Raw genomic sequence first — 11,691 nt, forward strand, 5'->3', positions numbered from 1 at the left:
GGTCCGCCCGCGCCGCCCCGCGACCCGTCCACCCACGTGCTGCACGCCCTAAGGGCTCCGGAGCCGGAACCGCAGCCGCAGCCAACCCGCGACGCGGCCCCCACCTTCCCGCTGCGCGCCGTACCGGAGTCGGTGCAGGACATCCCGCCCGGCACGGTCGCACCACCGACGGGCGAATTCGGCCCACCGCCGGTAATGGACGCGCAGCCGCTCCCGGCTCCGGACGCCGGTCCGCTTCCGGCCCCGGACGCTGGTCCGCTTCCGGCCCCGGACGCCGGTCCGGTCCTGCCGCAGGACGTGGCTCCGTCCGGTCCCATGGACGTGCCGCCGCAGCCATCCCAGGGCGTCCAGCCGCTCCCGGCTCCGGATGCCGATCCGAGCCTGCCGCAGGACCTGGCTCCGTCCGGTCCCATGGACGCGCCGCCGCCCCCGCCCCGGGACGTCCGGCCGCTCCCGGCCCCGGACGGCGGCTCGCTCCCGCCGCAGGATGTGCAGCCTTTCCGGCAGCCCGATCTTCCGCAGCCGCTTCTGCCGCAGGAACCGCGGCCCCTCCCGCCCGAGGACCCGCAGCCCCTGCCGCCCCAGCACCGCAAAGCACACCCACCCGTCGACGTGCCCTTCGCGCCCGACCCCGGTCTCGACCCGGACCCCAGGCCGACCCCGCCCCGGGGGTTCGACGCGGTCGCTGAAGCCGTGCTGGGGGACGACCCGCTGGCTGGTGCGCATGGTGAGGGCGTGGCTCAGCTCGCGGAGCCGGTGGCGCGGATCGGGGAGGCGGTGAAGGCGGGGCGGATCGAGGCGGCGATGGAGCTGGCGGAGGAGACGGTGACGCAGGCGTCGGGGACGCTTGGGCCGGAGCATCCCGAGGTGCTGCGGCTGCGTGAACTCACCGCCTACGTCGCCTACTTGGCGGGCGACCCGGTCCGGGCCTTCGGCCTCTCGCTCGACCTGGCCGGGATCCGCAGCCAGGCCGGCGATGCGGAGGCCGCGTACGCCAACGTGCAGAGTGCGGCCACCGCCTGGCGGGCCGTACGCGACCCGGAGCAGGGCCTGAGCCTGGGCGTCGACCTGATCGGCCTGTGGACCGGACTGACCACCGAGGACGGGCCCGCGTCCGAGGACATCGAGCAACTGGAGTCCGCCCGGGCACGGATGGGCCGCCTGGCCGAGCGCGCCCGGACCTTGGACTCCTAGACCTGTCCGGCGGATCATGCCGCGGACGCGGGGTCTGGCACGTCTCCTCCGCCTTGCAGTTGGAGGCACCAGACCCCGCTCACCGGCGCTGATCAGTCACCGTCGATTCCCTGCGACCTGATCCGCCGGGCAGGCCCTAGGAGGACAGCTCCCACACCGCGTGCGCCACCGCGTCGCTGTTGCGGTTCAGCGCGGTCGCGTTGATGTTGGACGTCGTGTCGCAGGACGAGTGGTAGCAGCGGTCGAACGCCTGCCCGGACGTACCGCCCCACTTGGTCACCTGTGCCGCCGTCTTGGCCCGGCTCGCGCCCGTGAACAGTCCGCCCACCGGCACGCCCGCGCTCTTGAACGGCGCGTGGTCGGAGCGGCCGTCGCCCTCGGTCTCGATCTCGGTGGCGACGCCGAGGCCGGTGAAGTAGTCCTTGAAGGTCTTCTCGATCGCCGGGTCGTCGTCGTAGACGAAGTAGCCGGGGTTGGGCGAGCCGATCATGTCGAAGTTCAGGTAGCCGCTGATCTTGGCACGGTCTGCCGACGACAGGTTGTTGACGTGGTAGCGGGAGCCGACGAGGCCCAGCTCCTCCGCGCCCCACCAGGCGAACCGGAGATGCTTGGTGGGCTGGTAGCCGGCCCGCGACACGGCGAGCGCGGTTTCCAGAACCGCCGCCGAGCCCGAGCCGTTGTCGTTGATTCCGGCGCCGGAGGAGACGCTGTCGAGGTGCGAACCGGCCATGACGACCTGGTTGGTGTCGCCGCCCGGCCAGTCCGCGATCAGGTTGTAACCGGTGCTGCCGGAGGACGTGAACTGCTGGATGGTCGTGGTGTATCCGGCCGCGTCCAGCTTGGCCTTCACATAGTCGAGCGAGGCCTTGTAGCCGGCCCGGCCGTGCGCCCGGTTGCCGCCGTTGGCGGTGGCGATGGACTGGAGCTGGGTGAGGTGGGCCTGGACGTTGGCCACGGGGATGTCGGGGGCGGCGGCCGGCGCGGGTGCGGGGGCCGCCCCCGCTATGGATCCGCCGACGAAGAGCGAGGTGGCCGCGATCACGGCGGTGGCCGTGGCGCGTCCGGGAACCGAGAGCTTCATGTGGGGGGCTCCGAATTCCAGGGGAATCACAGGGATTCCACAGTGAATGGGGTGCCTGGATGGTGAAGCTCTGGCTAACGCTCAGTCAAGAGCGGTATCAGGACAGAGGTGTTCGTATACCGGGCGTTTGTGGGCGATCAGTGCACGCAGAACTCGTTGTCCTCCGGATCGGCCATCACCACCCACGCCCCGGCGGGCTCCTTCACCTCCCGCAGCACGCTCGCCCCCAGCCCCCGCAGCCGTTCGACCTCGTCCGCGCGCCGACCCTCGCCCGGGTGCAGATCGAGATGGAGCCGGTTCTTGACGGTCTTGGCCTCGGGTACGTGCTGGAACAGCAGCCGCCGCCCCAGCCCGGTGCCGCTGTCCTCGTCGTACGGATCGTCCGGATGCCGCACGGCGACCAGGTCCTTGAAGGCGAGCCGCGCATGGAACTCGACGGTGGCTTCACGCGGCAGCGCGCCGAGTTCGAGGAGCCGCTCGATGAGCGCGTTGTTGTCCTCCACCTCGTAGTGGAGCGCGGCGGCCCAGAAGTCGGCCTGCTGCTGCGGGCCGGCGCAGTCGATGACGAGCTTCCAGTGGATGGGTGTGGCTGCTGTCTGTGTCATGGGTCACTTATAGCGGCGCACCCGGTCTCAGGCTGTCCTATATGGCCCTCGGCTTGCGGGTCACAGGGCTTCGGCCTACGACTCATGCAGCTCCGCCGGCCCACGCCCTGGACGGCTTCGGCCTCGCGCCGGTCATACGCCGTCCGCGCCGCCACGATCTCCCCCGCCCTGCTGATCATGGGCTGCGCCGCGATCGTCGCCCCGACGCTCACCCCGAAGCCGGTCGCCCGCTACGACAACGCCCGCGTGATCGTCGGCTGCTTCGCGCCGTCGGTCGTCGCGTACGGGCCGTCGACCATCGCGGCGACGGACGGGATCGCCGAGGAGGGGCAGGGGCCAGTGGCCGGCCGGCGGGCTGCTGACCACCGCGACGCAGTTCGGGTCGGCGATCGGATTTCAGCGGTGACCGCGGTCTACGGCCTGGCGTCGACCGGATCGGGGCCGGAGGCCACGCTGTCCGGGTTCCGTACGGCGCTCTGGGTGCCCGTCTGGATGGTGGTGCTGGGCCTGTTGATCTCGGCCCTGCCCCTGCGCGCCGCGCGCCAGGCGTCGGCGGTGAGCAGCGTCAGCGCCAGCCAGACCAGTGCGAACCCGGCCCAGCGCTCGGGCGGCATGGCCTCGCGGAAGTAGGCGACGCCGAGCAGGAACTGGAAGACGGGGGCCAGGTACTGAAGCAGCCCCAGCGTCGACAGGGGTACGCGGATCGCGGCCGCGCCGAAGCAGACCAGCGGCAGCGCGGTGACCACACCGGTCGCGGCGAGCAGCGCCGCGTGTCCCGCGCCCTCGGTGGTGAACGTCGCGTCGCCCTGCGAGCTCAGCCACAGCAGATAGCCGAGGGCGGGCAGGAACTGGATCGCGGTCTCGGCGGTCAGCGACTCCAGGCCGCTGAGGTTGACCTTCTTCTTCACCAGGCCGTACGTGGCGAAGGAGAAGGCGAGGATCAGGGAGATCCACGGGGGCCGGCCGTATCCGATGGTCAGCACCAGGACGGCCGCGGCGCCGACACCGACCGCCGTCCACTGCACGGGCCGCAGCCGCTCCTTGAGGAGCAGGACGCCGATGGCGATGGTGACGAGCGGGTTGATGAAGTACCCGAGCGAGGCCTCGACCACCTGACCGTTGTTCACGGCCCAGATGTAGAGGCCCCAGTTCACGGTGATCACGGCCGCGGCCACCGTGATCAGAGCGAGCCTGCGTGGCTGTCGCAGCAGTTCGCCCGCCCAGGCCCAGCGGCGTATGAAGACCAGCGCGACGGCGACGAAGGCCAGGGACCACACCATCCGGTGGGCGAGGATCTCGACCGCGCCGGCCGGCTTCAGCAGGGGCCAGAAGAGGGGGACGAGCCCCCACATCCCGTAAGCCGCGAAGCCGTTCAGCAGTCCTGTACGCCGCTCGCCCCTCGGCTCCCCGGTCACCGGCTCCTCCTTCATGCGTCGCTCGCCCGCACGAAGGTAGCGCCGAGGACCCCCGCCTGTCATGTCCGTATCGGCATACGGTCATGACGAGCGGGGGTGTCGCGGGCTCAGGCCTTGAGGGCCGCGGCGATCGCCTCGGACAGCGGGGTGGTCGGGCGCCCGGCCAGACGGGAGAGGTCGCCGGTGGAGACGACCAGCTCGCCCTTCTCGATGGACTGGTCCACGCCGGCCAGGATCGTGGCGAACGCCTCGGGCAGCCCGGCGCCGGTCAGGATCCCGACCAGCGCCTCGGCGGGCACGGAGCTGTAGGCGATCTCCTTGCCGGTCTGCTTGCTCAGCTCGGCCGCGTACTCGGTGAAGCTCCACGCCACGTCGCCGCCCAGCTCGTACGTCTTGTTCTCGTGGCCCTCGCCGGTCAGCACCGCGGTCGCGGCGGCCGCGTAGTCGGCGCGGGAGGCGGAGGAGATCCGGCCCTCGCCGGCGGCGGCGACCACCGCGTTGTGCTCCAGCACCGGGGCCAGCTGCTCGGTGTAGTTCTCGTGGTACCAGCCGTTGCGCAGCAGGGTGTAGGGCAGGCCGGACGCCAGGAGCACCTCCTCGGTGGCACGGTGGTCGTCGGCGAGCGCGGCGGTCAGGCTGCCGGGGGCGCTGGTGTACGCGAGCAGCGCGACACCGGCCGCCTTGGCGGCGTCGATGACGACCTTGTGCTGCTCGACGCGGCCCTTGTCGAACTCGTTGCCCGAGATGAGCAGCACCTTGTCGCCGGCGGCGAACAGGCCGTCGAAGGTCTCCGGGGCGTTGTAGTCGGCGACCGCGATCCGCACGCCGCGGGCCGCGAAGTCGGCGGCCTTCTCCGGGGTGCGGACGACGGCGGTGATCTGGTCGGCCGCGACCTCCTCCAGCAGCTGCTCGACGACGTGGCGGCCGAGGTGTCCGGTGGCTCCGGTGACAACGATGCTCATGATGCAGAACTCCTTGTGGGGTGCGTAGGCGCTAACCCTAGGAGCTGTACTAACTCTGCGAAAGTACCCACTTTGAAGTAAGGTACTGGCATGGCAGTAAGCGAATGGCAGCCCGGCGGCGAGGCGATGTGCCCGTACCGCCTGGTCCTGGAGCACGTCACCAGCAAGTGGGGCGTCCTCGTCCTGGTCCAGCTCCTCGACCGCCCGTACCGCTTCAGTGAACTGCGCCGGGCGATCGGCGAGGTCCGCCCGGTCAGCGAGAAGATGCTCACGCAGACCCTGCAGACCCTGGAACGCGACGGCATGCTCCACCGCGACGCCAAGCCGGTGATCCCGCCGCGCGTCGACTACTCCCTCACCGACCTCGGCCGCGAGGCGGCGGAACAGGTACGCGACCTCGCGCTGTGGACGCAGAAGCGAATGGACGCGGTGCAGGAGGCGCGGGAAGCGTATGACGCGACGAAAAGGCAGGGCTGAGCAGGTCTGATGCGTGCGGTCGTGGTCGGCTGACGCGCATGCGGACGGCGCTCGAAGGGCACACATATGTCGGGGCGTTGCTCGACATGCGAGACACGTCCTTCGGTGCGCCCCCTCTCCGCCTCCCACGCTTGCTTGTGCTGCCGGGCACGCTGGGAGCGGGGTGTCACGCCCACTGTGTGCCGCGCGCGTCGCCACCCGTCGGTGCACGGACACCAGATCCAGGGGGATGTTTTGACATGAGCACACAGACTTCGGTCGCGATAGGGCGAAGTATCGGTTCTGCAGTTGCGGTGGGGCTCGGCTTCTTGCGGGAATCTCTCACTCCGGGGACCCGTCGCCGACGCCAGGAGGAGATCCTTCTGGGCCTCCTCCAGCAGCTCACGTTGATGACCGAGGAGATCCATCGGGCGAACCTGATCCAGGAGCACCGCATCACGATGGATCAGATGGACCGCACGATCGACGACCCTTCGCTGGCCGACGCCCGCTCCACGCTGGCCGGGGTCTCCGAGGCCAAACGCCGACAGATGATCTTCGCTAATCGGCAGTACGCCTCGCTCCTGCTGGCATATCGCGTCGGAACGTTCGAATGGAGTGAACTCCTGGGGCACTTAAGGATTCTGTGCCGCAACGACATCTTCGCCGAGTACTGGGATCGCACGGCCGAGCATCGGCGCAGCCTGCCCGGGGATTCTCTGGAACGACGACTGGGCAGGGTCGTCGACGGCATGCTGGAGGAACTCGCCGACGATCCGGACCGGTGGTGGATCGTGGGTTCGGTCGATGCGTCGCCCGAGTGACACGTTTGTCAACAGCGGCCGCACCTCGTCCCGCACACGGGTGTGAAAACTAGCCCGTGGGGCTGAAGTTGTGAACGTGGCTGGTTTCTTCGCCTGGCCGCCTAGCCTTAACCGGACGTCCTTACGTCCGGATCATGAAGAGGCCTCCGAGTGTTCAGCGAACCCCGTGTCGTCACCGTCGTCCGTCGCCTCGGAGACTCCCCCCGCCTTAGGGGAAGCCACACGAATGAAACATGCCCCGACCTTTTCGAGCTGAGTGACGGCAACTTCGCCGTGATCGGCACGGAGGCCACCGCCGACCTCGACCCGCACCTTCCCCCGGACGCTGCCCGAGCCGACTACGAGCGCATCGTCGTGATCGACCGGGACACCCTGATCCGCGCCAAGAAGGACATCCCCGACGAGTAGCGCACCCGTGCGCCCCCGTCGCGTCCTGCGCGGACTTGAGGCCGAACGCCGAGGGCCCGGGTGCCGTGTCGCCCGGGCCCTGTGTGCCGTGCGGGCGCACCACACCGCCCCACGTGCCGTGTGGCCGTCAGCCCACAACCGTCCAGGTGTCGCCGCCGGCCAGGAGTGCCGCCAGATCCCCCTTGCCGTTCTGCTCGATCGCCGTGTCGAGCTGGTCGGACATCTGGGTGTCGTAGACGGGTCGGTCGACGGAGCGCAGGACGCCGATGGGGGTGTGGTGGAGGGTGTCCGGGTCGGCGAGGCGGGACAGGGCGAATGCTGTGGTCGGTGAGGTCGCGTGGGCGTCGTGGACCAGCACGTGTGCCTCGTTCTGCGGCGTCACGGTCACGACCTTGAGGTCGCCGGTGCGCTCGTCCCGTACGACACCCTTGGCGCCCTCGGCGCCGAAGCGGATCGGCTGTCCGTGCTCCAGCCGGATCACCGCCTCCTCGGCCTGCTGCTTGTCCTTGATCGCGTCGAACGCGCCGTCGTTGAAGATGTTGCAGTTCTGGTAGATCTCCACCAGCGCCGTGCCCGGGTGGGCGGCGGCCTGGCGCAGTACCTCGGTGAGGTGCTTGCGGTCGGAGTCCACCGTCCGCGCCACGAAGGACGCCTCCGCGCCGATCGCCAGGGACACCGGGTTGAAGGGCGCGTCCAGCGAGCCCATCGGCGTCGACTTGGTGATCTTCCCGACCTCTGAAGTCGGGCTGTACTGGCCCTTCGTGAGGCCGTAGATCCGGTTGTTGAAGAGCAGGATCTTCAGGTTCACATTGCGCCGCAGGGCGTGGATGAGGTGGTTGCCGCCGATGGACAGCGCGTCGCCGTCACCGGTGACCACCCACACCGACAGATCCCGGCGCGAGGAGGCCAGACCGGTCGCGATGGCGGGCGCGCGGCCGTGGATGGAGTGCATGCCGTACGTGTTCATGTAGTACGGGAAGCGGGACGAGCAGCCGATGCCCGAGACGAAGACGACGTTCTCCTTGGCCAGGCCCAGCTCCGGCATGAAGCCCTGCACGGCGGCGAGAATCGCGTAGTCACCGCAGCCGGGGCACCAGCGCACTTCCTGGTCGGACTTGAAGTCCTTCATGGATTGGCGGGCCTCGGCCTTGGGGACGAGCGAAAGTGCTTCGATCGTGCCCGTGCCTTCCGTGGACGTCTCAGCCATCGAGGGCCTCCTTGAGAGCCGTGGCGAGCTGTTCGGCCTTGAACGGCATTCCGTTGACCTGGTTGTAGCTGTGGGCGTCGACCAGGTACTTCGCCCGGATCAGTGTGGCGAGCTGACCGAGGTTCATCTCGGGGATCACTACCTTGTCGTAACGCTCCAGCACCTCACCCAGATTCCGCGGGAAGGGGTTCAGGTGCCGCAGATGCGCCTGCGCGATGGATTCCCCGGCCGTGCGCAGCCGCCGTACCGCCGCCGTGATCGGTCCGTACGTCGAACCCCAGCCCAGGACCAGCGTCCGCGCGCCGTCCGGGTCGTCGACCTCCAGGTCGGGTACGTCGATGCCGTCGATCTTCGCCTGCCGGGTGCGGACCATGAAGTCGTGGTTGGCGGGGTCGTACGAGATGTTGCCCGTGCCGTCCTGCTTCTCGATGCCGCCGATGCGGTGCTCCAGGCCCGGTGTGCCCGGGATCGCCCAGGGGCGGGCGAGGGTCTGCGGGTCGCGCTTGTACGGCCAGAAGACCTCGCTGCCGTCGTCGAGCGTGTGGTTCGGGCCCTGTGCGAACTGCACCCGCAGGTCCGGGAGGTCGTCGACGTCGGGGATCCGCCAGGGCTCGGAACCGTTGGCCAGATAGCCGTCGCTCAACAGGAAGACGGGCGTGCGGTAGGTCAGGGCGATCCGGGCGGCCTCGAGGGCAGCGTCGAAGCAGTCGGCGGGCGTCTGCGGGGCGACGATCGGAACCGGCGCCTCGCCGTTACGCCCGAACATCGCCTGGAGCAGGTCCGCCTGCTCGGTCTTGGTAGGCAGACCGGTCGAAGGACCACCGCGCTGGATGTCGAGGATGAGCAGCGGCAGCTCCAGGGAGACCGCAAGCCCGATGGTCTCCGACTTCAGCGCCACACCGGGACCGCTTGTCGTGGTGACGGCCAGCGAGCCGCCGAAGGCCGCGCCTAGGGCGGCGCCGATGCCCGCGATCTCGTCCTCGGCCTGGAAGGTCCGTACGCCGAAGTTCTTGTGCCGGCTCAGCTCGTGCAGGATGTCCGAGGCCGGCGTGATCGGGTACGAGCCCAGGAACAGCGGCAGGTCCGCCTGGCGGGACGCGGCGACCAGTCCGTAGGACAGGGCGAGGTTCCCGGAGATGTTGCGGTAGGTGCCCGTAGGGAACGCGGTGTCGGCCGGAGCCACCTCGTACGAGACGGCGAAGTCCTCGGTGGTCTCACCGAAGTTCCAGCCCGCGTGGAACGCCGCCAGGTTCGCCTTCATGATCTCGGGCTTCTTGGCGAACTTGGTCTTCAGGAACCGCTCCGTGCCCTCGGTGGGCCGGTGGTACATCCAGCTCAACAGGCCGAGAGCGAACATGTTCTTGCTGCGCTCGGCCTCCTTGCGGGTGAGGTCGAACTCCTTGAGCGCCTCGACCGTCAGCGTCGTCAGCGGCACCGGATGAAGGTTGTAGCCGTCGAGCGACCCGTCCTCCAGGGGGTTCGCGGCATAGCCGACCTTCTGCATCGCCCGTTTGGTGAACTCGTCCGTGTTGACGATGATCTCCGCGCCGCGCGGCACATCGGCGATGTTCGCCTTCAGGGCGGCCGGGTTCATCGCGACCAGCACGTTCGGTGCGTCGCCCGGGGTCAGGATGTCGTGGTCGGCGAAGTGCAGCTGGAAAGACGAAACGCCCGGCAGGGTGCCTGCGGGCGCGCGAATCTCGGCGGGGAAGTTCGGCAGCGTCGACAGATCGTTGCCGAAGGACGCCGTCTCCGAGGTGAAACGGTCACCGGTGAGCTGCATACCGTCACCGGAGTCCCCCGCGAACCGGATGATGACTCTGTCCAGCCGGCGGACGTCCTTCGTTCCTGCCGGTTTGCGCTGCTCTCCCACGACGGCTTCGTCGGCCTGCTCCGCTGGGCTGCTGACCTGGCTGGTCACTGAACTGGACCTCCCTCGAGGCGGCTGTCCGGGAGGGGCCCTCCCGCGGGCCTTCCCAGGATCAACCCTACGTCCGTAAGGGTCGCCTTCCCTGGGCCATTCGCATGATGGACGTGCCTTTGAGACGGTTCGCCGCCCTGACTTGTCATGATTTCCCGCCCTCTGACGCTTCCCTGAAAGACGCCCCCACACAGGGTTCGGTTCTACGCTCGTCCCTTGATCTCTCGTGCCGCTTGGGTCTCGCTTGTCCGTCCCCCTGTACGACTGACACGGCGTCGGGTCCTCAGGAGTTCAGGTAGGTCAGAACGGCGAGAACACGCCGGTGGTCGCCGTCGCTCTGGGACAGGCCGAGTTTCAGGAAGATGTTGCTGACGTGCTTCTCGACGGCGCCGTCGCTCACCACCAGCTGCCGGGCGATCGCCGAGTTGGTCCGCCCTTCGGCCATCAGGCCCAGGACCTCACGCTCCCGTGGGGTGAGTCCCGCGAGCACGTGCTGCTTGCGGCTGCGGCCCAGCAGCTGCGCGACCACCTCAGGGTCAAGCGCAGTGCCCCCCTCCGCCACCCGGACCACCGCGTCCACGAATTCACGCACTTCGGCTACCCGGTCCTTGAGCAGATAGCCAACCCCGCGGCTGGAACCTGCCAGCAGTTCGGTGGCGTACCGCTCCTCCACGTACTGCGACAGCACGAGCACGCCCAGTCCGGGATGTGCCTTGCGCAGCTGTACGGCGGCCCGGACCCCTTCGTCCGTGTGCGTCGGCGGCATCCGTACGTCGGCCACGACGACGTCGGGCAGTGTGCCGGCCGCGTCCAGCTCACCGATGGTCTTGATCAGCGCGTCCCCGTCACCGACACCGGCCACGACCTCGTGCCCCCGGTCGGTCAACAGCCGAGTCAGCCCCTCCCGGAGCAGCACCGAGTCCTCGGCGATGACCACACGCACCCTGTCCTCCACGATCCTCGGCCCCCCACAGCCCAACTGCGCCCACCAAGGCCTCCAGCATTCCAGCAAACGCCCCGGGCTGCGCCCACGCTGCGGAAATGGGGGAGGGAGGGATGGGTGGGCGGGTGCTGGAGGGGGCAGTAACAGGCCACCCGCGACTGCGAGCGGCCGACGCTCCGCCTTTGCCGCCGAGGGCGTCGACCGGGCCACGACGAACCCGCAGCCGCCCACGGCGGAAAGTCGGCCGGGCCACGACGCACCCGCAGCCGCCCACGGCGGAAAGGGGGCCAAGCCACGACGAACCCGCAGCCGCCCACGGCGGAAAGGGGACGGGGGGGGGGGTGTCCGCCCGCAGAGGACGGCGTCGACTCCGGTGCATCGAAAATCGACAGATCCGCCGTTCCGAGGACGGACCCCCCCCCCCCCGGCCCCGACCCACGACGAAACCGATGGCGCTACGCGTACCCACACAAACCCGCACCCCCGCCGGGAGGCACCTCGCCCAGCCACCATGGCGCTGTGCCTGCGCGACCCACCCCCCCCCCCCCCACCCCCACCCCACCCCCCCTCCCCCCCCCCCGCCCCCCCGCCACGGCAATTCCGCGGTCACCCTGGTAGGCCCACCCACCGGCGAATCCACCACCAAGATCCCCCCCCCCCCCGCCCACCACCCCC

Annotated in this window: 11 protein-coding genes; 4 read left to right on the forward strand and 7 right to left on the reverse strand. The window is 69.6% G+C overall.

Features of this window, described 5'->3' with window-relative positions:
- Positions 1–36 precede the first annotated feature (36 nt).
- Complete coding sequence (locus KCH87_RS50570; RefSeq protein ID WP_308299029.1) at positions 37–1,194, forward strand: tetratricopeptide repeat protein; 1,158 nt, start codon at positions 37–39, stop codon at positions 1,192–1,194.
- A gap of 136 nt (positions 1,195–1,330) precedes the next feature.
- Here KCH87_RS50570 and KCH87_RS39800 read toward each other — a convergent pair whose 3' ends face one another.
- From KCH87_RS39800 to KCH87_RS39815, 4 genes are all read right to left on the reverse strand, one after another.
- Positions 1,331–2,275, reverse strand: a complete 945-nt coding sequence (locus KCH87_RS39800; RefSeq protein ID WP_210592769.1) for a M28 family metallopeptidase — start codon at positions 2,273–2,275, stop codon at positions 1,331–1,333.
- Positions 2,276–2,412: 137 nt separating this feature from the next.
- On the reverse strand, positions 2,413–2,880 hold the full coding sequence (locus KCH87_RS39805) for a VOC family protein (protein WP_210592770.1): 468 nt from the start codon (positions 2,878–2,880) through the stop codon (positions 2,413–2,415).
- A gap of 413 nt (positions 2,881–3,293) precedes the next feature.
- A complete protein-coding gene (rarD, locus tag KCH87_RS39810; RefSeq protein ID WP_210592771.1) occupies positions 3,294–4,310 on the reverse strand; it encodes an EamA family transporter RarD in 1,017 nt (338 codons plus the stop codon).
- A gap of 92 nt (positions 4,311–4,402) precedes the next feature.
- Entirely contained in the window at positions 4,403–5,257 is an 855-nt protein-coding gene (locus KCH87_RS39815; protein WP_210592772.1) for an SDR family oxidoreductase, read from the reverse strand.
- Positions 5,258–5,347: 90 nt separating this feature from the next.
- Here KCH87_RS39815 and KCH87_RS39820 point away from each other — a divergent pair, with 90 nt between their 5' ends.
- From KCH87_RS39820 to KCH87_RS39830, 3 genes are all read left to right on the forward strand, one after another.
- Positions 5,348–5,734 carry a helix-turn-helix domain-containing protein gene (locus KCH87_RS39820; protein ID WP_210592773.1) on the forward strand — a complete coding sequence of 129 codons (387 nt, stop codon included), beginning with the start codon at positions 5,348–5,350 and terminating at the stop codon, positions 5,732–5,734.
- 239 nt (positions 5,735–5,973) lie between these two features.
- Complete coding sequence (locus KCH87_RS39825; protein WP_210592774.1) at positions 5,974–6,537, forward strand: DUF6082 family protein; 564 nt, start codon at positions 5,974–5,976, stop codon at positions 6,535–6,537.
- A 150-nt stretch (positions 6,538–6,687) separates the two neighbouring features.
- Positions 6,688–6,945, forward strand: coding sequence for a hypothetical protein (locus tag KCH87_RS39830; protein WP_210592775.1), 258 nt, complete (start codon positions 6,688–6,690; stop codon positions 6,943–6,945).
- A gap of 127 nt (positions 6,946–7,072) precedes the next feature.
- Here the strand turns inward: KCH87_RS39830 and KCH87_RS39835 are convergent, their stop codons facing one another.
- From KCH87_RS39835 to KCH87_RS39845, 3 genes are all read right to left on the reverse strand, one after another.
- Complete coding sequence (locus KCH87_RS39835; protein ID WP_210592776.1) at positions 7,073–8,152, reverse strand: 2-oxoacid:ferredoxin oxidoreductase subunit beta; 1,080 nt, start codon at positions 8,150–8,152, stop codon at positions 7,073–7,075.
- Entirely contained in the window at positions 8,145–10,073 is a 1,929-nt protein-coding gene (locus tag KCH87_RS39840; protein ID WP_210592777.1) for a 2-oxoacid:acceptor oxidoreductase subunit alpha, read from the reverse strand. Before KCH87_RS39840 ends, KCH87_RS39835 begins: the two co-directional genes overlap by 8 nt.
- Before the next feature lie 283 nt (positions 10,074–10,356).
- A complete protein-coding gene (locus KCH87_RS39845) occupies positions 10,357–11,016 on the reverse strand; it encodes a response regulator transcription factor (protein WP_308299030.1) in 660 nt (219 codons plus the stop codon).
- Positions 11,017–11,691: the final 675 nt, after the last annotated feature.

The sequence above is a fragment of the Streptomyces sp. GESEQ-35 genome, assembly GCF_017948485.1.
Lineage (GTDB): Bacteria > Actinomycetota > Actinomycetes > Streptomycetales > Streptomycetaceae > Streptomyces.